Raw genomic sequence first — 23208 nt, forward strand, 5'->3', positions numbered from 1 at the left:
GCTGGGACTTAGCACTTCAGTTGTTGATAAGTCCATTCTCGTAAAAATAAGAAAGCTATGGCTCATCATATGAGCTAATTGAAGTATTGACTCGTTGTGATGAATGGGCCCCTTCATTGAATGAGTGAATGAGAACTTTTTTCTCATCATCTAAAGAAATTATTAATAACGTGTAATTTATTCGCGACTCCTGTTGTAATAATTACTAGACTGGCCCGCCTCTTTTATTATATGACATCTTGGTGATTAATTTCTAAGCAGCTTCTTATACCCGATAATTATTTAAGTATTTTCTAACGATATAAAAACACGAATTGGTACACGATTTGATGGACTAAAAGAGGATCAGGTTTCAGCAAAAAATAAAGGTTAAAAAGCATCAGGAGAGCTATGGGTATAACAGCAAAATATTTTACTAATACTTCTAATTTTGAAGAGATTGCAGAGGTTCTGCGTAATACCGATACTCTTCCGGATCAAATAGATAAAAATTATTTAGAGCGATTAGGTTATGCAGATCCGGCTGATGGTCTTATCCTGAACTTTTTTAAGGAATTGCAATTCTTGAATGACGACAATACTCCGACTCCACTGCTAGAAAAATTCAGGGGCTCTGCTACATCAAAAGAAGCATTAGTAACCGGAGTTGTAAATGCGTACAGAGATCTTTTTGAAGAGAATCCTGACATTTATAGACAGCCGAAAGAAGAGATTCTGAAATTATTAGAGTCTTCGCTGGACGAGGAAAAATCCAGTATCATAATCAACTATATGGTTAATACTTTCAAGGTCTTGGTAGATTATGTAGGGCCGGAAACATTTGAAACCGTACTGGAACAGAAGGAAGTTGATACATCTTCTGAAATCGAATCCCAAGAAGCTGATGCCGATGAAGAAAAGTCGGAAGAGGAGCAGGATGAACCTCTTAACGAGAGAAAGAAATCTCAGGCCGTTGTTGCTGAGATAGAATCGACAGAATCCACAGAAAAGGGTGGTACAGTATCTGAATCAGTAAACGGCACGGTGGACAAAGCAAACAATGGGAAAGAACAGTCTTTATCCCAAAATCCAGATAGCTCATCTATACAGATAAATCCGGAAGTTAATGGTAAATCAAATGGCGAAAGTGATGAGGATCAAATAATTACTTTTGTTAACAAAGCGTACATCAAAAAGGCAGAATTATTATACAAGCTGAGCAGATATGAAGAGGCACTGCCAGCTCTGGATAAAGTGTATCAAAGATTTGCCAACTCTGATAAGTCAGAACTTTACGAATGGGCATCCGTTGCGCTCATAAAAAAGATGAAAACGGCGGAAAAGTTAGAGTTAAAAGATTACCTGATCTCTATTTATCCTAAAGTTATTGAGCGGCTGGGAACTGCTGAAAAGAAAGAATTTACTGAAGCAGTGGATCACGCGTTTATACGACTGGCAGAAATCTTAATTGAAGATGAACAACTTAAAAAAGCATTGGAAATACTAGATGAGGCTGTCCCTCGATTTAAGGAAACCCAGCAAAATAAAGGTTTATTGGCAAAAGCAATGTATACAAAAGCAGAGTTGCTCGAACAGTTAGAAAATGATGAATTAGCATTAGAGGCATTTGATGATATTTTAATGGTTTTTGCGTAATTCGCTATGATACAATTAAAAAGAGAGAAATAACTAAATAAAAGAGGTGAGTGCGATGAAAGAACGTCTATTTTTATCTTTGGGACAACAGCTAAAACACGAAATATTTTTTATTAATTCTGTTAGCAGGCCATATTTTAATCCGCAAGATGATCATAGAATTATTGATTTTAACTACAAATCGAAGAAATTCCAATTGGTATTAAATGGTAGCATCTATTTAAAAACGCCACGGGAAGATATAGAAATCAATTCTTACGATGATTTAGTAGAGGGGCTTTTGGAATCTGGGCGAAACAAGAATTAGGTTTCAAAGAGCTATGCCGAATGTATAGATAGTCTAGGCGTTAACGCCTGGACTATCGAATACCACTGATTCATTTCAAATGTTTTTTGATTCAAAAGCCACAATTGTCTGGGGACGATCTCTTCTTATTTTTATCAATATTTCCAATATCTTTGAGCAGCATAAAAATTAAATTTAGCTGATTACATATTTCATGATTGAGCGATATTCCCGCAAAGAAATGGCCGACATCTGGACATTGGAAAATCAATTCCAGGCTTGGCTCGAGGTCGAGCTGGCTGCCTGTAATGCCTGGAGCAAGCTGGGTAAAATTCCCAAAGAAGATGTCGAAAAACTGTATGAAAATGCCTCATTTGATGTCGATCGGATTAAAGAAATCGAAAAGGAAACGCGTCACGATGTCGTGGCATTTACGAGGTCGGTTTCGGAGTCGCTCGGTGACGAGAAAAAATGGGTACATTACGGGCTGACATCAACTGATGTTGTAGATACAGCTAATGGTTATCGCCTGAAGCAGGCCAATGAAATCCTGCGAAAAGATATTGAGCATATAATTGATATACTGGCTGAAAAAGCCAAAGAGCACAAATATACTGTGATGATGGGACGTACCCACGGGGTTCATGCTGAGCCGACCACATTCGGACTCAAATGCGCGCTTTGGTATGCTGAAATGAAGCGCAACCTTGAGCGTTTTGAGAAAGCCGCCGACGCTGTAGAATTCGGCAAAATGAGCGGGTCCGTAGGAACCTTTGCGAATATTCCGCCGGAAGTGGAAGAGTCGGTCTGTGAAGAATTGGGATTGAGTCCGGCCCCGATTTCTACGCAGACGTTGCAGCGCGACCGACATGCCGATTACATTTCAACGCTGGCACTTATCGGATCCACCATGGAGAAAATGGCCGTGGAAATTCGTCATCTGCAGCGCAGTGAAGTTCGTGAAGCCGAAGAGTACTTTCGGGAAGGACAGAAGGGTTCATCCTCGATGCCGCATAAACGGAATCCGGTGAGCTCCGAAAATATATCTGGTTGCTCACGCGTGTTGCGCGGGTATATGATGTCGGCTTACGAAAATATACCGCTGTGGCATGAGCGTGATATATCGCACTCTTCGGTTGAGCGTATCATCCTGCCCGACGCTACCATTCTGCTGGATTATATGCTCAATCGATTTTCCGGTGTGGTCGAAAAGTTGACGATCTATGAGGAGAATATGAAAGAAAATATCTACAAAACGTACGGGCTCACTTTCTCACAGCGTCTGCTGCACATGCTGATCGATGAGGGTGGATTATCCCGAGAAAAGGCATATGACACTGTCCAGCCGCTGGCGATGAAGGCGTGGAAAGAAAAAATCATGTTCCGCGATTTGGTGGAGGCCGACGAGACCATTACTTCCACACTCAGTGATGAAGATATTGACGAAGCTTTTGACCTGGATCATCACACGCGGAATATCGAGCGAATCTTTGAGCGGGTGGGGCTGGAATAGAATAGAAACGCTGGTTTAGCGGATGTAGTAAATTTTCGCAGGTTGAGATATTAGAAAATCTGTTGCACAAAAATTCAAGAAGTAGACACAAAGCGAGATTTTATCTGTGGTTCTCTGCGCTCCTTTGTGTAACTCTGTGGTATAACAAACTTATTTTTTCGGATGAAAAATTGGGCGAATTTTATTTTTGCGGATAAAATATCCTTTGAAGAGAAGGCCCAACAGGTGTTCGAATACCAGTTTGAGAATAATCCCGTTTACCGTCGTTATTGTAAGGCATTGGGCACAACACTAGATAAAGCCTCATGTCATCCTGAACTTGTTTCAGGATCTGAAGCTGATGACTTAAACAAAAAGCAAAAGATTCCGAAACAAGTTCGGAATGACACATTGGGTTACCCTTTACTTCCGATTAAAGCCTTTAAAGATGCTAATGTCACGACCAAACCCAACGTAGAGCCCGATATAACCTTCAAAAGCAGCGGCACCACGGATATGCAGCGAAGTGAGCACCGGGTGCTGGATGCATCGATCTACGATCAGTCAATTCTCAAAGGATTTCGTCATTTCTATAATCACGATAATGCTGTTGTCTGGGGATATACGCCCGGATACGCCGACAATCCTCATTCGTCATTGATCTACATGATTCAGAAACTTATCGAGCAGGATAACAGCGGACTCAGTCGTTTTCTTCCACTGGATAAGCCGTTGAAAAAAAATGCTGTCAACGAAGTTGAGCGCCAGGGTAAGCAGCTGATTTTGTTTGGTGCCGCTTTTGGGCTTCTGGACCTGTTGGAGATGCAAAAGGTAAATTTGCCATCCAATAGCATTGTCATCGAGACCGGCGGCATGAAAACACACCGGCGCGAAGTATCAAAGCAGGAATTACATAAGCGTCTGGCCAGCGGCTTTGGATTGGATAGGAGTCGCATCCATTCAGAGTATGGCATGGCCGAGCTGTTGAGCCAGGCCTATGCGACCGGTGGACAGTGGTTTCGGACCGTGCCGTGGATGAAGGTGACAATTAGAAATACGGATGATCCATTCCGGGAACAGTCACCGAACGAAGAGGGCTTGATTGGTGTAATTGATTTAGCGAATGTCCACAGTTGCTCTTTTTTATTGACTGGTGATAAAGGCGTAATGGATAATAAAAATCGCTTTAGGGTACTGGGGCGGTGGAATCCAAAAGACTTGCGTGGCTGTAACTTTTTAATTGATGAGGATTGATTACCAACCACTCCTTAAGTAAGGATGGGATTGGTACGGAATTGATAAAGATTTATCTCCCCTTACAAAAGGGGAGATGTAAAAGGTGATGCAACACCTGAAGGATTTAATGAGGAATTACTCAGCACGAGCTGTCGCAAGAGTCTCGCTTGGGACAGTATCTGGCTATACAATGCCCACGGATTCTCACGGATTTTAAAGAACCATAGAAATTCGGAAGGGGTTTATTCTCCCTCCTTAGGAGGGGAGTAAGGGGTGGGTCAGATGGAAAATAATAATTGAATTCAGAATTTATCTAATTCTAAACCGTAAATGGTGTAACTCCGTGTCTGCTTTGTGACTCTCTGTGAAACGTTTTTCACAAAGCTACACGAAGGTGCACAAAGTTTGGCAAAGAATTGAAACAAAACAATGGCAGAAATACAAACACGCATAGAAACTCTGTTAAAAGCATCCGAAAGCTGGCTCAAAAAAGACAACCATTATCTGATGGACGCCATAGACAAGACTGTAAGAGAGGGGTATTTCAGTTTTGAGGATGTTACATTTGCGATTCGGGCAGTCAAGAAAAGCATTAATAAAACAGCACTTGAAGAATGGGTTGAACGAGCAGGAATTGATGATGAACATGATACCGACGGACAAAATGTGTTGTGCTTGCATGCGGGAAATCTGCCATTGGTGGGATTCCAGGATGCTTTTGCTACGCTGTTGAGCGGCGGGCGCTATGTCGGAAAGATTTCCCGAAAAGATCCCTATTTGCTGCCTACATTTTTAAATGAAGTAAAGAAAACAGCTCTATGGACAGACAGAGATGTGCAGTGGACGCATCGCTTAAATGATTTTGAAGATATGCGACACGACACCATCATTTTTGCGGGATCGGAATCTTCGGTGCCGGGTGTAAAAAGGGCTATCAAAAAATGGAATTTAGCAAAAGACAATGCACGCTATCTTATACGAACGGCTCATTTTTCTATCGCTTATCTCGACCGGAAGAATGAGCGATCGATGAAAGATTTGGTGGAAGCCATTTTCCGCTATGGAGGAATGGGATGTCGTTCGGCAGCTATCGTAGTGTCACCATATTCCCTGGATTCTGTAAAATGTGAGTTAACAGATTATATCGAGAGTTTCTGGCTCGAAAATCCTCAGCACAAAACACCGCAGCCAAAGTTGAGGCAGCAATTTGCTTATAATAAAGCTGTTGAACGTCCGCAGGCCTGGCTGGATTATTTTCTACTGCAGGAGGGTGGTATAGAGCTGGATCAGGATTTTGTGTGCTACTGGGTGCCGGGAGAGGAGTCAAAGGCTGCAGAATTGGCTGACAGATACAGTGATGAGCTACAAAGTTTATATGTACCGCATCCTGATGTTGAGATCCCCGGCTGGCAAGAACGCACCGAATATCTCTCCGATGCTCAACGGCCGCCGATCTCCTGGAAGCCGGATGGTGTGGATACTTTAGAGTGGTTGGCAAAAACGGACTAAAAAGTACCCTTATAAACTGGTGCAAATTTGTGATTTGGAACAATTGCCTTTTGATAGTAAAAAAATATTCGCTTTATCTGTGTTCTTTTTCCACCTGATTAAAGGATGAAAATCATGCGGAATTATCTTATCATTTCTTTGCTATGGCAACCATGATTCCCGATGAAAAAAAAGAAGAAGTACGCGGCGCGGCGGATATCGTCGAGGTGGTCGAGGACTACGTAAAATTGAAGCGATCGGGACGCAGCTGGAAGGGATTATGTCCCTTTCATGATGAAAATACCCCATCCTTTCATGTAACACCCGATCTCGGAATATATAAATGTTTTGGATGCGGTGAGTCGGGCGATGTTTTCAATTTTGTTATGGAGATGGAAGGCGTCGGTTTTGTGGAAGCGATGCGATCACTGGCTGACCGATACGGTGTATCGCTGCCGGAAGAGGGAGCACAGGAGTTCGACGAAGAACACAATCTGCGCGAGGGAATTTATCATGCTTTGAAATATGCCGGAGTATTCTTTTTTCGTCACCTGATGGAGACTGATGAAGCACAGCCGGCCCGGGATTATTTGCAGGAGCGGGGATACGACCGCGGAATTATAAAAAAGTATGGACTCGGCTATGCCCCGGGTGATGGGGAAAAACTGTATCGAACGGCACTGGATTCTGGACTCAATGAAGAATATCTGCTGGAGGCGGGGCTAATCAAACCGAGCAAACGCGGTGAAGGATACTACGATGCCTTCCGGGGACGGCTGATGTTCCCGATTTTTAACCCCTCCGGAAAAGTGATTGCATATGCGGGACGAGTACTCGGCGATAATAAAAAGACCGCCAAGTATATTAATTCTCCGCAGACAAAAGTCTATAATAAAAGTAAAGTTCTGTACGGGATTAACTTTGCGAAGAATGAGATCCGCAAGACCGATGAAGTAATTTTAGTAGAAGGATATACAGACGTCATTTCGCTACAGCAGTACGGGGTGGACAATGTGGTTGCCTCCAGTGGTACGTCACTAACGCCGGAACAGATGAAGTTGCTGCACCGCTACGGTGATAGAATAACAATGATCTATGATTCCGATTCAGCCGGTCAGCGGGCAATGAAGCGCGGTATCAATATTGCACTTCGTGAGGGGATGGATGTGAAACTGCTGGAGCTGCCCGAGGGGGAGGATCCCGACTCTTTTGTTCGCCAGTTTGGCAAAGATTCGTTCCTGGAAATGAAGCGCGAAGAGTCAGAAGATTTTCTGACGTACCAAATCCACAAAGCAAAAGAAGATGGACGGTGGGAGGATCCGACCGAAAAGAAGAAGGTGATTTCTGAAATCCTTGAGAGTATTGCTCATATGCCCGATCCTGTCTCGCGGGAAACCTTTGTGCAACATTTGAACAGCAAAGCCAAGGTCGGTGACCGGGCATTGTTTGATGAGTTGGGGAAAATCAGAAAACGCGTGAAGGAGGAGCGGCAGAAGGCGAAACAGCGAGAAAAGCGGCGCCGGGAGCGGGAAGCACGCCAGCAACGTGAGCAGCAACAATCTGATCAGAGGGATGGTCGTCCACAGGCACCGCATCCTCATACAGTGGGATCCAGTGAAAGGACAGGAAACGAATCCCACAAAAAAAGAAAACCTGAACCGCCTCAGAAACGACCTAATTATGAGAAGGAGCTCATTCGCCTGATGCTGATGTACGATCGAGATATGATCGACTACATTGGATCGCAGTGTAATGAGCAGCAGTTTGAGGATCCGCAGCTAAGAGAATTTTATGTGGATATTATCGAGCGTTATAAAAATGAGGAGAAGGTTTCGGTCGAAAAATATGCCGAGCGGGAGCATCCCTATCCGGAGCTAGTAGGTGAAATTGTTTTAGAAGAGCATTCGGTGAGTGATCGTCATCACGAGAAAATTGGCGTACAGTATAAGAAGGATAAAAACCCCTATCGTACGGCCAAAGGGGCACTTAAGGCGTTAAAAATTCACTTTTTGGATCGATTGCAGGTTGATTTATACGAGCGATACAATTCTGCCAAAGAGGAAGATCAACGCCAAAAAGTGATGAAGGCGATGAAAGAGGCGGGGCGACAACGTACGTTATTGCAGCAGTCACCGATTGATGAACTGTTTCCCGATCCCGATTCAGATGCTGCTAGAAAGGTATCCGACAAAGTATTTGAATATAAAATGAAGAGCGAGCGGAAAGAATAATCCTAATATAATCGACTGGATAATCTGCGAGTTCTGCACCATCTGCGGGAATACTGTCTCTCACTGATTAAGCAGATAACGCAGATTTTTAAAGAAAAAATAAAAACGTACACTTTATAAAATGTTTCTTAAGAGATGGCTGATTACACTGCTGAGTTAAATATTGCTAAAAGAGCCGCAAAGTCGGCTGCCGAAATCATTCAAAAATATCAGAGAGAGAGTAATTTTTCGGTCGATTTTAAGGGGAAGAATGATCTTGTTACAGAAGCGGATGTGAAGGCGGAGGAAGAGATTTTGTCGTGCATACGCAGCGAGTATCCGAATGATCATTTTTTGGCGGAAGAGACGACAGAAAAAGTTTCCCTTCCCGAAGGGCGGTCGTGGTTGATTGATCCTATCGACGGTACGACCAATTTTACACACGGATTTCCTATTTACTGTGTTTCTATTGGATTATGGGAGGATCGAGAACCGAAGATGGGATTGGTCCTGGAGGTTCCGCAAAATGAATGTTTTACAGCGCTGGCAGGGAAAGGGGCATTCCTCAATGGCAATCCCATTACCGTATCAAAATGCGAAGATCCGCAGGATGCACTTATTGGCACTGGTTTTCCCTATAATGATTTGAGCCTTGTGGATCATTATATCGATTTCTTCCGAAGATTGATGAGTGACACCCAGGGCGTTCGACGTCCGGGTGCTGCGTCTTTTGATCTGTGTTGCCTGGCGTGCGGACGGTTTGATGGATTCTATGAGTATTCACTGAGTCCGTGGGATGTGGGAGCTGCTGCCCTGATCGTGCAGGAAGCCGGTGGAATTGTAACTGACTGGTCGGGCAGTGACGACTGGCTTTTTGGCGAACGCATTGTAGCCGGCAATTCCGATATACATAATTTTTTGTTGGAAGGGATTCAGGAGTTGTTTACGAAAGAGGAGATTAACGGCGGGGAAACGGGAGACGGCAGACGTGAGATGTGAAATGGCAGATGGCAAATGTGAAATAGTTTTGCTGTATAATCAGCGAAAATCCGTTCTATCTGCTTTATCTGTGTTCTATTTCATCGTGCGGGATTCGTCTCAAAAAATGCATCAAACGAGCCCATCGGCACCGGACCATTCTGATACTTAAACGGCTCACCATATTTAGCTCCGATCAAGTGCCCATAGTGACGCGCCCGAGCTTCGATGCCTTCAAAAAACTCCTCACTTGAAATGTACGTTTCCGGCTCATCATCTGTGTCTGTTACATTGAATTGCGACTCAAAAGCCAGAATAGCTTCCTTTTTGATATCAAAAGTATCCGTGATATTGAAAATGAGGTCCGGGTTAAAGGGACGATCCTGCATAAAATGCAGCGTGTGTGACGGACGCCACCGCTCCTGTGGGTTTCCATCACTGCCAAAAGTTTCTATTTTTGCCAATCCGCTAAAATAGATGGCATCAAGCGCGAGCTGTGTTCCGTTACCGTGGTCGGGATGGCGATCCGATGGTGCCCCTATCAGACAGACATGCGGACGGTACGCGCGTATTTTTTGGATGATTTTCTTTTGAAAATCTCGATTGCTCTCAAGCCTGGAATCAGGCAGTCCCAAATTATCGCGCACTTCAAGACCGATTATTTCAGCGGCATTTTCAGCTTCCTGCAGTCGTAGTTCCGGAGTACCGCGAGTTCCCATTTCTCCCTGCGTAAAATCCACCACGCCTACTTTTTTACCTTGGTTGACCAGTGCGGCCAGCGTCCCCCCGCAGCATAGTTCAGTATCATCGGGATGAGCGGAAAGTGCTAAGACATCTAGTTTCATACGATATTTTTTTAAAGTAATTATTAAACAATTGGCTTGAAAAACAGGCTAATGAAAACCGCAGAGTAGCGCAGAGGATTACGAAGAGGGCCGGGAAAAATCTCTGCGTTACTCTGCGGTTTCCTCCAGTTTCTCTGTGGTAAAAAAGTCGTTCTCTTTCAAATTTGTAAGAAGAATTATTCAAGTACCATAAGCCATGGAAAAATCCTGATCACATTTATTCAAAGAGTAATTAAAATGCAAATGTCTTGAATTTCTTTCAACGTCATATATTTATTATTCTTTGTCACGAAATTCTCCGAATCATAAGCAGTTCAGATGAACGACATTAAACGTATTTTAATCATCGGCTTTGTCTGGCCCGAGCCCCGATCGTCGGCGGCGGGAACTCGTATGATACAGCTGATTGATCTTTTGCAGTGCGAAGGATGGGAGATAACCTTTGCCAGCACGGCTGCAGAAAGCGAGTATTCAGTCGATTTGGAGAGCCGGGGCCTCCAAACCAAGTCGATTGAAGTAAACAGCTCTACATTTGATGATTTTATCAAAGAATTGCAGCCGGATGTTGTGATCTTTGATCGTTTTGTAGTCGAAGAGCAGTTCGGCTGGCGTGTGGCAGAGCACTGCCCCAACGCCGTTCGCGTGCTGGATACCGAGGATCTGCACTGCCTGCGCCGGGCCCGAAAACAGGCTCATAAGGAAGATAGTGAATTAACGGAACAAGATCTGTTATCAACAGATGATGCCAGGAGGGAGATAGCCAGTATCTACCGGAGCGATCTGTCCCTGATTATTTCGGAAGCCGAAATAGATCTTCTGCAAGAAGTTTTTCAAGTAGATGAAAATATACTGCAATATTTACCGTATCTGCTTGAGCCGCTTAGTGAAGAGATAACGGATAGTTGGCTGCCGTTTGAATCCCGCGACCATTTTATGACGATCGGAAATTTTCAGCACGAACCCAATATGGATGCTGTGGAATATTTGAGGAATGAAATTTGGCCGCTGATCCGAATGGAATTGCCGCAGGTCAAAATGCGTGTCTATGGCTCATATGCTAATAGCAGGGCAGAGCAGATGCACGATCCCGAATACGGATTTTATATTGAAGGTCGAGCCGAAAGTGCTGAGGAGGTTATCGGAAGTGCCAAAGTCTGTCTGGCACCGCTGCGGTTCGGTGCCGGACTCAAAGGCAAGCTGGTGGAAGCGATGCAGTGCGGCACGCCCAGTGTAACGACTGATATCGGAGCGGAGGGAATCAACGGTGATCTTCCATGGAGTGGAGAGATTGCAAATAAACCGCGTGATTTTGCAGAGGCGGCTGTGGAGTTATTTACGGATGAGTCCCGCTGGAAGAAGGCACAGGAAAATGGCACTCAAATAATTAACAAACGATTTTCAAAAGAAAGATATGGCAATCGGCTTGTTAACAGGATAAAAGAAACTGCCGGTAACCTGGAGAATCATCGTCTCAATAATTTCATGGGACAAATGCTGATGCATCACACTACCGCCAGTACGAAATATATGTCGCGCTGGATAGAGGAGAAGAATAAGAGGTAGTTGTTTTTATTCTTAAGCGATGAATCATCTTCCTTGGAGGAAGTGCTTTTAAACATCACGCGTTATACACCTCTTTGTTCTATACCTTTTTTGGATGAGCAAAAAAGGTATGAAAAAACTCACCGGCTACGGGTTCTTCGGATTTGTGCTGCTTCCCGCTTCGGGAAATAATTTAACTCTAGCCGCAAGACCGGCGGCTTTCACACAGAAATTATTTCGATCCTCAGCGCTCATCCGCACAGCCAGAATCCTCATAACCCTAATGCCGGATGTTTTGAAAACCGTGGAAAAGTTGCCTGGGTGGGGTGAGTTGAAATCAGCAGTTATTCAGTAATTAATAATACCCACGGAATACGAGTAAAGAAGTCTGCCCATTCGGATTTTCAAAAATTAGATTTTAACAGACTCTTCTTAGTGCCCTCCGTGCCTTAGTGATAGAAAATCACCAAACCAGAAAACGTTTTGTATCTCTGTTCTTCAACTACTATAATTATCGTATCAATTATAACATCATCAAAGATTCTTGCTGCTAAAACGTCCCATAACCGCATTTATGCTCATCCTGGCGACACTCATCTTTGGGACGATCGCCTTGAGTGAACTGTCTGTCAATCTGTTACCGGAGGTCGATTCCCCGAGCTTGCTGGTACAAACCGACTGGAGCGGAGCCGCCCCGCGAGAGATCGAGCAGCGTATCAATGAACCGATGGAGGCTGCTCTGAGCACAGTACAAGGATTGGAAAGCGTCCACGGCTTTGCTCGTCAGGGGCAGAGCATTATCTCGCTGCGGTTCAAGTGGGGACAGAATATGGACCTGTCGTTCCTGAATGTCCGCGAAAAGTTAGACCAAATACAATTTACACTTCCCGAGCAAGCTGATCGTCCCCAGCTGGTACAGAACACCGCCTCCGACGAACCGATTGCTGTGCTGGGCATCACCAGTGTCAATCAGTCGAATCCTGATTTTGAGATGCGTCTCAACCTTAAACGCTGGGCCGAGCAGGTATTATCCCGTCGTCTGGAGCAGGCGGACGGCATCGCCCAGACAGTTTTAGTGGGAGAAGTAGAGCCCGAAGTACAAATCAGGTATCGTCCTGAGTCGCTGAATCGCTACGGCGTATCGCTTAGCGAAGTGGAGAATCTGGTATCACAGTCTAATCTCTTTACTGCCACCGGAGAGCTTCGCGACGGCTGGTATCGCTATTCGCTGAAAATTCAGAGCCGAATCCAGTCGATCGAGGATGTAGAGAAGGTGCCTGTTAAAACCCTGGGTACCGGACGAGTTTTGAGCCTTAGTGACGTTGCCGAAGTTCGTCTCGACGAAGCCGATCCCACCTCATTTTCTCTGGTAGATAACAGCGAAGTGCTGAGTGTACTGGTCAAAAAAGAATACGGAGCCAATACTGTCGAGGCTTATGATACTTTACGGCCTTTACTGGATGAGCTCCAGGCCCAGAATCCCAGTATAGGGATTACTGTGCTGCAGGAGAACGCCAGCTTTATCCGCAACGCCATCAGCAACCTGCTGCAAACCCTGCTCTACGGAGCCCTGCTGGCATTTATCGTGCTGTTCCTGTTCCTGGATAACTGGCGCACGCCCTTCACCATCGGGGTTGCTATACCTGTGAGTATCTTTCTGACTTTTTTTGTGATGTATCTCTCCGATATTCAACTCAATATCGTCTCACTAAGTGGACTCACCCTCGGCATCGGTCTGCTGGTGGATAATGCCATCATCGTGCTCGAGAATATCAACCGTCACCGTTCGGGTACCGGATCTATTTTTGAGGCCGCAGACCTCGGCACTCGCGAAATTGCGTTGGCCGTTACCTCCTCCACGTTCACTACCATCTCTGTATTTCTGCCCCTCGTGTTTTTAGGGGGATTTGAAGGTGCTTTTTTTCAGGATCAGGCGTGGACGCTGTCGATCAGTTTGCTGGCATCGCTCGGTGTGGCCCTGCTCATTCTTCCGGTTTTGGTTACACAGTTTCAAAAGAAGGGAGAATCTTCCGAAGTGCTGGGATTTAACCGGATCTTTGACCGTCTGCGCGGCCGCTATGAAGAAAGTCTGCAGTGGGCATTACAGCATAAGGGACTCTTTTTAGGCGGAATGATTATACTGCTGGTTGCAGCTGGATTTTTGTTTACCATGGTTGGTAAAAATGTACTGCCCGAAACTGAGCCCGAGAAGGTTCGATACCAGGTGCGACTGCCGGGAAATACCTCACTGCATGCTACACGTGATGCCGCCGGCGCCTTAATTCGAAATGTTCAAGATGAGAAAGCGCAGGATCGCCCCATCCAGGTTCTGGGCGGCTATACCGATCAAACCAATTTAACAAATCTCTCTGAAGAGGGACTTAATAAATTTACGATTAATATTCCGGTTGGGGGATATAATATGGCGGATCGTGTGCGGCAGACTGTATCCGAATTTATGGATCGCCAGCCCGGATGGTCTCATCAGCCGCTGGCGACACAAAACGCGATGAATGTGCTTCCCGATGCGAATCAGCCGCCGGTGCTTTTTCGCCTGGTGGATGAGGATCGACGTCAGAGCGAGCAGCTGGCGGGACAGTTGGAGGAACGGCTGAAGAGAGCGGGATTGAATACCGGTTTATCCAAACAATATGAGCAGGAGCTCGATACCTATCAGATGCGATTTAAAACAAAGGAATTGTTGCAGTTAGGGATCGATGAACAGGAAGTGATTAAATATCTGGAGTCGTTAACGCGCGGCAGTTTAATTACCGACTGGAATCGTCAGAATGAAAACGTGCCTATTCGGATGGTAGGGTACGACCGACAGATTTTTGATCCACAAAATATTATCCTGGAGCTGAATAATTTGAGAGTGCCGCTGGAAAAGTTGGTAGCGATCGAGCGAACATCAGAGCCCGAGCAGCTCGAGCGGGTCGACCAAACCCCGGTTCTGAGCTACATGGGTGACATCAGCTTTACTGACTGGTGGTGGCACGGCGAAGAGATCCAACAAACGCTGAATAGTTTTGCCCGGGAAACAGGCACCGAAGTTCAGGTCGGTGGCGCTGTACTGAGCATTGCTTCGCTGCTTTCGGATATGGGATTGTTGCTGCTCATCAGTGTTATTATTATTTATATCATTCTGTCGGTACAATTCGAGAGCCTGCGTCACCCGCTCATCATTCTGGTGGCAGTGCCCTTTGCATGGGTAGGGTCGGTGCTGATCTTATGGTTCACCGGTATCAGTCTGAATGCGCTCTCCTTTATGGGAATCCTTATTCTAACCGGAATTGCTGTCAATGACTCCATCCTCAAAGTTGATTTCATGCGCAGATACTTTGCTGATACAGGTGATCTGCATCAGGCGATAACACAGGCCGGACTTCATCGATTTCGTCCTGTCGTGATGACTAGTCTTACTACTATTTTTGGATTGATTCCTATGCTGTTGCCCATCGGCGACGGCTATGCCTTTCGTCAGTCGCTGGCGATAGCTCTCATGGGCGGAATGGTAACGAGTACCTTGCTGACACTCTACCTGGTGCCGATTATCTTTCAATGGGTGGAGCAGTTGCGTGTTGGGAATGTAGAATGATGGATTTTAGATGTTAGATGATGGAAGTTAGAAGTTTGATGTTGGAGATTGGAAATAAATGATTCACAAAGCCCGTCTGGCGGCTGGTTTTGCCGTCCGACGGGTAGCTTGACAGGCTTTTGATGCGAGCAGTGATTACCTGGCGTGGATTGAGTTTCACAAAACAGAATATTCGTTCAGGATTTATCAACAGGAGATATTAAGACAATTTAGCTTAACGAAGGAGTTTTGAAAAAAATGCTTGACGGAATACAGATGGATTTTTAAAACTCTGTGCAACTCTGTGTCTCCTTGGTGTTTCTTTGTGGAATAATCTATTTGACTCACCCTATAGTACCCCCCCCTACAAGTACGGAGGGACGAAAATCATAATCAAAAAATCTGTTTTAATCTGTGAAGATCTGTGGCCTAAACCCTTAGTGTTCTGAGTGACTGAGTGGTGAATCAAATCCACATTTGCCCAGTCCGTTCCTTCTCTATACATTGCAAATACTATTGAGATAAAACTATAGGCTATTTTCATGAATAATTTTCCGCCCGTATTTCATCAAGTATTAACAATCATATGCTGTGTGGGGTTATTTTTAAGTGCCTGCCAGAGCAGCGAATCCGAAGATGAAAACCCGATCTCCGAAGAAGAACAGGAATCCGCCGAAGTGCGTCCCGAAGTAATCTTTGCCGTGGCCGACGATGAGCCGATCTATCAGTATGTTGAGAGCCAGGGCGTGGTAGAGGCTAATGAATCCGTAGAATTAAAGCCAAAAATAAGCGGATATGTCGAGCAGTCGAACATTGTTGAAGGTCGGAGAGTACAAAAGGGAGATACGCTGCTGGCTTTTGACCGACGCGAATGGGAGATGGCTGTGCAGCAGGCTCAAAATGCATATGAAGAAGCACTCAACGCCTATCAGATTGAGATGGGCATGCGTTCGGACAATAATGCGAATGGAACCAACGGCGGTGATGATCCCAATAACAGAATGGTACGTATTACCACCGGATTGGCGCAGGCGGAGATTGAGCTGGAGCAGGCCAAACTGGATCTCTCTTATACCGTGTTGAAAGCACCGTTTACCGGGACGCTCTCTACAGATCGCCGGCTTTCATCCGGTACCTATATTAACGCCGGTACAGAAGTGGGTGAGCTGGTGGATGACCGTACGGTGCGCATCCGCTTTGATGTGCTGGAATCAGAGCTGGGAGATATATCGCCGGGAATGGATGTAGAGCTTACCGCGCCCAATGGCGAACAGCTGCTGGGAGAGGTAGAGGCGGTATCGCCTGTGGTAAGCAGTGAGACGAAAACGGGTTCGGTGATTGTGGGGGCGGATAATAGCGATCAGGTTTTGTTGCCGGGTATGACGGTAGAGGGACGTATTCAGACATTGCAGCAGGATGGCAAAGTGCGCGTGCCGCGGTCGGCTATCTTGTCCCGCGACGGCGGGCGTACGCTCTTGTTTAAGCTGGAGCCGGAAAATAATGAGGTGCAGTGGGTGTATGTGGAACCGGAAGCTCAAAATAGTGAGTGGGCGATTATCAATCATGAAGAAATAGCGCCGGGAGATACGATTGCCGTGGACCAGCATTTTGCCCTGAGTCACCTGCAGATGGTGGATCCGCGTATGCAGGTTTCCAGTGATCAGTGATCAGTTTTTCAGTTAACAGTTATCAGTATATCAGAATACAGGATTCAGGATGCAATGATTTAGCTCGCTATTAAATAGGTTTACTACTACCAACATCAAATGGGAGGTGCTATGAATCTTACAACCCGAATGCTGCAATTAATAATCGGGCTTCTTCTTCCCGCTCTTTTCCTATCATGTTCCAGTGGAGAGGCTGAGAAGAATACCATTGAAAAAAATGAACAGGGAGCAATTCTGGCTCCTGAAGAAAGAAACTGGGAGAATGAACTGATCGGCGAAGAGATTTTTTTGCACAGCGATATAACAGACTCCCTGCTAAACGGATTGGTGATAAATGGACACAAAGAATATTTATATGTGTCCGATTTTGGGGATATGCGACTCAAACGTTTTGACTTGGATGGGAAATATATCGACAGTTTTGGCAGTAAAGGAAAAGGCCCGGGAGAATTTCAGATTATTATGGGTTTTGACATTTCTAATTCAGATACGCTCTATCTAGTTGATGGAAGAAAAATACGTTTGATGACATTTGATGCCCGAACGACTGATTTTATTAATGAGTATCAGACCGAACCAAACCCATACCGGCTGGTAGTTGTTGATAAACAGCTCGTAATAGAATCAGGTATGGCAGAGAAACTGTTTTACCGTTCTGATTTTCAGGGAAAGGTGGCACATCGTTTTGGAGAGTTTATGGAAAACCAGCAGCAAAATGGGTTGTCTGTAGCAGGGGATATCTATGCTACTGAGAATGATACCGGATTTGTTTTTTCTCCACGATATGCCAGTTATCTCTATTTCTTTGATAGTGAGGGCAATCGCACCAAAACCATAAGCACGCCTGATCGTATTCCCTATTCTGAGCCTGTTCAGGAATCCCAAGGTGATATGCAGATTTCAAGACCTCCGGAAACAGAGCTGGAAACATCCGATCTGAAGATATCCGGTCATTATATATATGAACTTTTGCAAAATAATAATGAAGACAACGAACTACCCGGTCACTTTGTAGATGTATATGACCTTGAAACAGGCGGCTATCTGCATTCCCTGGAACTGCCGTCTCCTGCAGGCGATATTTTGGCTACAGATAAACGGTTGTATTTGATCAATTCGGAGTTGGCGCAGGTGCAGGCGTATGATTTTGCAGTTGGCAGTTTACGTGATCAGTGAACAGTGATCAGGATCGGGTTGGGTGTGGATTTTTTTTGCTGTTGATGTGGAAAGTCAAGTATAATAGATGAGTTTTTTTGATTGGGTGCAGTGTATCGGCTGATCGGGATTCGTCCTGAGTACGTAAACGACTTGTTAAATCTGTTCCGAACTTTGTAGATAAGAACTTTCTGATAGTCTTTTACTATTAAAAACCTAAACCTACTTTTTAATCTTTGGAATAAGCAGAACCCACATGTATACTTTTATTAGTAGCTTCTTGTTGTTATTCTCCTTATTCCAGGTTAGCCCAAATCCCGGGGAAATAATAGGCAAGGAGCAAGAATTATTTGATATCAAAGATGTTGTTATTCATGAAGAGTTTTCGGTGATTCTCACAGGTAATGAACCCAATATTCACATTTATCAGGATGAAGAAGTGCGTTCTTTTGGCAGGGAGGGACGCGGACCTTATGAGATGGTGAGTCCAAGAAGTAGCTGTACAGATGGGGATGTTATTTATGTACTGGATTCTCAGCTTGGTAATAATCGATTGCTGTCCTTTTCATTTTCGGGAGATCCTATAAAAGAAAGATCTTTGGATGAGATAAATCTGGCTGTTTCCGTTGTATGTAATGATCATTCAGGTATTATTAGTGGTGAGAAAATGAGGATAGGCAGTGAGGGGCAAATCAATCGAGACGGCTATTTCTTGTATAAAATGGATGATCTGAGACAGATCATGGAATTTAAGTCTCTTTCTTCTGTAAGGGTTACAAATAAATTTAGTATAAAGCCTCCATTTAGTGGAAGTCCGAGATGGACTTTATTGCCAGATGAAGAGTTAGCTTTTTGGGATGGGGAATCCGATAATATAGAACTGCTTACGGGTGCTGGCAAGCAGGGTCAGTTTAGCGACTTCCATTCCTTCTTGTTTACTAACCAAGATCAAATCGGAAATCTGCGATATGATAGTTTGGCGACAGGTTGAGAATATTGATTCTTTTAATAGTTGTCTAAAAAATGAGAAGACTGCCTCTATTATTGATTCTGGTCTCGATTTGGCTGAACAGCTTGGTATTAATGGTACCCCTACTTTTTTAATCAATGGTAAATTGATATCGGGAGCGTTGACTGAGCAAGGGCTTGAGAATTTAGTACAAGGCGCTCTTGCTGAGAATAGGTAATTTATATAACATGAATAGCTCTTACCGACAATTTATTTCAGATTATGTCTTGTCTTCTATACGTATTATATGCGGTTCTTTTTTTGTGCTTTCGGGGGGAGCAAAATTTTGTCTCTTTCATCTTTTGCTGCGATACTTTCAAAACATGATTTCCTGCCCGACTTCTTTGTCACCTTTTTTACTTATGGGATTCCCGGTCTTGAAATAGGGTTAGGTTTACTATTGTTGTTTGCCTTTCAGATACAAAAGGTAAGTTCCTCATTATTTATTATGGTATTTATCTTTACTGTTGTGGCTTTTATACAATTTCAAAATGGAGAGGTTTCTGACTGTGGCTGTTTTGGCGAGCTGACAGAACGCAAGAATAACTGGCGATTGTTTGTCGAAAATACTGTTCTGATGATTTTACTGGGAATAATTCAGTTGAAAGCAGATGATTAGTTAGATCCGCAAAGTCTCAAAAAAAATGCGGATCTGAAAGTTTAAAACTATCCGCTAAAATCCGCGGCTCCAATACTTCAAACAGCCTTGATATTCCCGCTCATCCCACTATCTTACTAGTATGTTATCAGGATTGTTCAACAGACGTTACTTTATCTCGCTCAGCTATGTGCTGGTAGTGGTCATCGGAGTGGTGGCGTGGCAGAACATCTCCCTGGAGATGTCGCCCGACCTTAGCCTGCCATCGATAACGGTCAGCTACAACTGGGGCAGCACATCACCCGAAGTGATGGAGCAGGAAGTGACCCGCCGCGTTGAGCAGGCGGCCAATCGGCTGCGTGATGTAGAGCGTATCGAATCGATTTCGCGGGAGGGACAGGCCAGCGTGACGATCACGTTTAACAGGGAAGCCCCGGTTGAATACCGCAAAATGGAGCTGCAGGAGTACCTGTTTTCACTGCAGGATGAATTGCCTGCCAATGTACGTCAGCCTAATATTAGCCGTCGTGTGCCTGATGAGCTCCAGGATATGCAAACGTTTGTGGTCTATTCGCTTAGCGGTGATCGTCCGGTGCGTCAGCTGCTGGAATACGGCCGCCAGAATATTCGTCTGCCGTTGATGGGACTCGAAGGTGTGGCCGAAGTGGAAATCAACGGCGCACGCGATCCGGCGTTAACTGTAGAATTTGATACGGATCTGCTGGAGCGTTACGACATCAATCCGCGGCAGGTACTCAACACCATTCGTGAAAACCTGCAGTGGCGGTCGTCCGGCTATGTGGAGTCGTCGGGCCGTCGCATCAGCATGCTGGTGGAGCCGCAGTTTTCGGAGCTCGAGACCATACGCGAACTGCCACTGCAGATTCCCGGAAGTCCGCGTACGGTAAAGCTGGATGATGTGGCGGAGGTAAGTATCCAGGATTATCCTGCCAAGAGTCTGAAGCGCATTAACGGGAGTCCGGCGCTTGGTGTAGAGTTTATCAAAGAAAGCGGCGCCGACGCCATCGGCCTGGCTGAGCAGATACGGGCCGAGATGGAGAATATTGCCTCCAGAATTCCCTCCGACATGACCATACAGCTCGAGCAGGATGCCACCGAAAAGCTCCGCGAGCAGTTTGGCAGCCTGCCGTACCAGGCGATAATCAGTCTGCTCGTTGTCTTTTGCGTGCTGCTGTTGTTTATCCGCCGCCTTCGCGCGCCGTTTGTTATTTTAGGCAGTATTCTTTTTTCCCTGCTGATGAGCGTGAGCATCCTGTACTTTATCGGCTATACCCTCAACATCATTACACTGGCCGGACTTACGGTCTCGCTGGGCATTATCATCGACAATGCGGTGGTCGTTTTCGAGCAGGTAAATCCGAATCTTCCGGAGGGCAAAGACGATCGCATTGCTCACATTCGGAAGCAGCTACCGCGTGCGCTTGTACCGGTGCTGGGGAGTACCTTTACGACCATCGGCATTTTTATCCCGCTCTTTTTTGCCATGGAAGAGCTGCAGCTTTTTCTGGTGCCGCTGGCCGTAGCCCTTTCGCTGACGCTGATTTCTTCGGTGCTCATTTCCCTGAGCTGGATTCCATACGCCCTCGTCTGGATTGTCCCGCACGTCGATAAAGAATCGTCCCGGCTGGGACAGCTGAAAAATGGCTTTTTCGGAGTGATCCGCCGCTTTGTGATGCAGCTTTTTGTCTGGCGCTACAAACTGCGCTGGCTCTTTTACGTGGCCCTCATTGCTGCAATCGGCATCCCGCTTTTTGCCATTGAAACGCCCGATTGGGAGGAGGGGACGGCTTGGCCGGAGTTCACGCAGATCTATTTTGATAACCGCGATGACATCGATCCGTGGGTGGGCGGTATTACCTATCAGTTTTTTAACGACACCTATTTCGGGAGTCCGTGGGGAGGCGGTGACCAGCAGCAGCGAATTTATGTGAATATCCGTACGCCGCAGGGCACGCCGCTGGAGGAGATGGACAAGATGGCCCGAAATTATGAGAAGATTGCAGAGCCGTATGAAGAGGCATTTTCGTTTTACGAAACTCAGTTATCTGAATACAGCGGGGCACGTCTGACATTCTATATCAAAAACGAATACCTGAGTCGTCCCGAACCATATATCTTTTATGCCGAAGCCCAATTTCTGGCCGCGGGTATCGGTAACTCAGCCATCTCAGTCGGCGGACTGGGCGACGGCATCAGCACGGGTTACGGCAGTAGTTCTTCGAGTCATCGCATTTCGCTGACCGGTTATTCCTATGATGAGCTGTTGGCCCTGGCGCGGGATCTGCGTAGTCGGCTGATGCAAAACCGGCGCGTGGAAGAGGTGGATATCCACGGGACGGGCAGCTGGCGGAGTCGCGATGATCTGTACCAGTATTATTTGCAGCTGAATGATCAGCAAATGGCACTACGGGGGCTGAACCGCCGCGACGTGCTATCGGCTATTTCACTGGATGTCAATCCCTCCAACACCTTCGGACAGGTAGAGTTGGATGGACAGCAGATGTATCTCATCGGGCGCAATCTGAATCAGCAAAACCAAAGTGAGCAGCTGATGAGCGAGAAGCGTTTTTCCCCATTCGACAGCACAATGTTTGCGCTGTCCGAGGTGGCTGAGCTGGGACGAGAGAAAAGTCAGTCGATGATCCGCCGCGAAGACCAATCGTATCAGCGGATTGTTAATGTGGATTTTCTGGGTCCATACCGGCTGGGGCGTGATTATGTGGAAAGCGTAATTGAAGAAACACCTGTACCAGTGGGCATGAGCATGGAGTTTGGAAGTGGCTTCATTTTTGGTTCGGGCGATGACAATTCGCGAAACCTGCTGCTGTTATTGGGATTGACAATATTAAGCGTATGGATGATCGTATCAGCATTGCTTGAGTCGTGGAGAGATCCGCTGGTGGTAATTCTTGCCGTCCCGCTCAGCCTGCTGGGTGTGATGTTAGGCACCTTGTATCACGACCTGGCGTTCGACCGCGGGGCCATAGCCGGTACGCTGCTCTGCGTAGGCGTGGTAGTCAACAACTCCATCCTGTTGATGCATGAAAAGCAGTACTGTCGTGAACTGGGCATCCATTGTCTGCGCAGCTGGCTCTATGTCTATAAAAATAAGATGAGAGCTGTACTGATCACCACGCTTACTACTATCGGCGGACTGCTGCCGCTTATGCTGATTGAGGGAAGTGATTTTTGGGAGCTGTTGGCCACGGTTGTCGTCTGGGGGCTCGGCACCAGCACGCTGCTTATTTTGCTGCTGATGGGGCTTTGGGAGCCGACCTTTTATGAGAAAACTGAAACAGAACGCTTATAAGGCGGATGGTGTGGATTACCGCAGAATATGCTGAACGTGTACTTTTTACTTTTATCTGTCCCGATGCTTGTTCTTCGAAGCTAAGGCGTAGTTGAGCTCTGCGTCGGGACTAGGAAATAAACGCTCTGCGTTTGATCTATCCTATAATCAACGACGCAA

17 protein-coding genes are annotated in these 23208 nt (G+C 45.7%); 16 read left to right on the top strand and 1 reads right to left on the bottom strand.

Annotation, left to right across the window (positions count from 1 at the left end; genetic code table 11):
• Nucleotides 1-390: 390 nt before the first annotated feature.
• The 7 genes from ACT3ID_RS05330 (at nt 391) to ACT3ID_RS05360 (ending at nt 9346) form a co-directional block, all read left to right on the top strand.
• A complete protein-coding gene (locus ACT3ID_RS05330) occupies nt 391-1635 on the top strand; it encodes a DUF5343 domain-containing protein (protein ID WP_491540958.1) in 1245 nt (414 codons plus the stop codon).
• 55 nt (nt 1636-1690) lie between these two features.
• A complete protein-coding gene (locus ACT3ID_RS05335) occupies nt 1691-1942 on the top strand; it encodes a hypothetical protein (RefSeq protein ID WP_491540959.1) in 252 nt (83 codons plus the stop codon).
• A 193-nt stretch (nt 1943-2135) separates the two neighbouring features.
• Nucleotides 2136-3434, top strand: coding sequence for an adenylosuccinate lyase (gene purB, locus ACT3ID_RS05340; protein WP_491540960.1), 1299 nt, complete (start codon nt 2136-2138; stop codon nt 3432-3434).
• A 162-nt stretch (nt 3435-3596) separates the two neighbouring features.
• On the top strand, nt 3597-4667 hold the full coding sequence (locus ACT3ID_RS05345) for a LuxE/PaaK family acyltransferase (protein WP_491540961.1): 1071 nt from the start codon (nt 3597-3599) through the stop codon (nt 4665-4667).
• A gap of 411 nt (nt 4668-5078) precedes the next feature.
• Nucleotides 5079-6158 carry an acyl-CoA reductase gene (locus tag ACT3ID_RS05350; protein WP_491540962.1) on the top strand — a complete coding sequence of 360 codons (1080 nt, stop codon included), beginning with the start codon at nt 5079-5081 and terminating at the stop codon, nt 6156-6158.
• Between the two features lie 143 nt (nt 6159-6301).
• Nucleotides 6302-8368 (top strand): DNA primase, encoded by a 2067-nt coding sequence (gene dnaG, locus ACT3ID_RS05355; RefSeq protein WP_491540963.1) that lies wholly within the window; start codon nt 6302-6304, stop codon nt 8366-8368.
• A gap of 135 nt (nt 8369-8503) precedes the next feature.
• The gene (locus ACT3ID_RS05360) at nt 8504-9346 is read left to right on the top strand and encodes an inositol monophosphatase family protein (protein WP_491540964.1); all 843 of its coding nucleotides are present in this window, start codon (nt 8504-8506) and stop codon (nt 9344-9346) included.
• 80 nt (nt 9347-9426) lie between these two features.
• Here the strand turns inward: ACT3ID_RS05360 and bshB1 are convergent, their stop codons facing one another.
• Nucleotides 9427-10170: a bacillithiol biosynthesis deacetylase BshB1 gene (bshB1, locus tag ACT3ID_RS05365; RefSeq protein WP_491540965.1), complete on the bottom strand. Its 744-nt coding sequence runs from the start codon at nt 10168-10170 to the stop codon at nt 9427-9429.
• 318 nt (nt 10171-10488) lie between these two features.
• Here bshB1 and ACT3ID_RS05370 point away from each other — a divergent pair, with 318 nt between their 5' ends.
• The 9 genes from ACT3ID_RS05370 (at nt 10489) to ACT3ID_RS05410 (ending at nt 23049) form a co-directional block, all read left to right on the top strand.
• Nucleotides 10489-11733 carry a glycosyltransferase family 4 protein gene (locus tag ACT3ID_RS05370; RefSeq protein ID WP_491540966.1) on the top strand — a complete coding sequence of 415 codons (1245 nt, stop codon included), beginning with the start codon at nt 10489-10491 and terminating at the stop codon, nt 11731-11733.
• A gap of 109 nt (nt 11734-11842) precedes the next feature.
• Nucleotides 11843-12067 carry a hypothetical protein gene (locus tag ACT3ID_RS05375; RefSeq protein ID WP_491540967.1) on the top strand — a complete coding sequence of 75 codons (225 nt, stop codon included), beginning with the start codon at nt 11843-11845 and terminating at the stop codon, nt 12065-12067.
• A 189-nt stretch (nt 12068-12256) separates the two neighbouring features.
• Nucleotides 12257-15310 (top strand): efflux RND transporter permease subunit, encoded by a 3054-nt coding sequence (locus tag ACT3ID_RS05380; protein ID WP_491540968.1) that lies wholly within the window; start codon nt 12257-12259, stop codon nt 15308-15310.
• Between the two features lie 572 nt (nt 15311-15882).
• Nucleotides 15883-16956, top strand: a complete 1074-nt coding sequence (locus ACT3ID_RS05385) for an efflux RND transporter periplasmic adaptor subunit (protein ID WP_491540969.1) — start codon at nt 15883-15885, stop codon at nt 16954-16956.
• A 111-nt stretch (nt 16957-17067) separates the two neighbouring features.
• Nucleotides 17068-18132: a BF3164 family lipoprotein gene (locus ACT3ID_RS05390; protein ID WP_491540970.1), complete on the top strand. Its 1065-nt coding sequence runs from the start codon at nt 17068-17070 to the stop codon at nt 18130-18132.
• Between the two features lie 235 nt (nt 18133-18367).
• Entirely contained in the window at nt 18368-19102 is a 735-nt protein-coding gene (locus tag ACT3ID_RS05395; RefSeq protein WP_491540971.1) for a hypothetical protein, read from the top strand.
• Nucleotides 19080-19298, top strand: coding sequence for a DsbA family protein (locus ACT3ID_RS05400; RefSeq protein WP_491540972.1), 219 nt, complete (start codon nt 19080-19082; stop codon nt 19296-19298). Before ACT3ID_RS05395 ends, ACT3ID_RS05400 begins: the two co-directional genes overlap by 23 nt.
• 69 nt (nt 19299-19367) lie before the next feature.
• The gene (locus ACT3ID_RS05405) at nt 19368-19739 is read left to right on the top strand and encodes a MauE/DoxX family redox-associated membrane protein (protein WP_491540973.1); all 372 of its coding nucleotides are present in this window, start codon (nt 19368-19370) and stop codon (nt 19737-19739) included.
• Nucleotides 19740-19860: 121 nt separating this feature from the next.
• Nucleotides 19861-23049 carry an efflux RND transporter permease subunit gene (locus ACT3ID_RS05410; RefSeq protein ID WP_491540974.1) on the top strand — a complete coding sequence of 1063 codons (3189 nt, stop codon included), beginning with the start codon at nt 19861-19863 and terminating at the stop codon, nt 23047-23049.
• Nucleotides 23050-23208: the final 159 nt, after the last annotated feature.

It is taken from the genome of Fodinibius sp. GM108 (assembly GCF_058386985.1).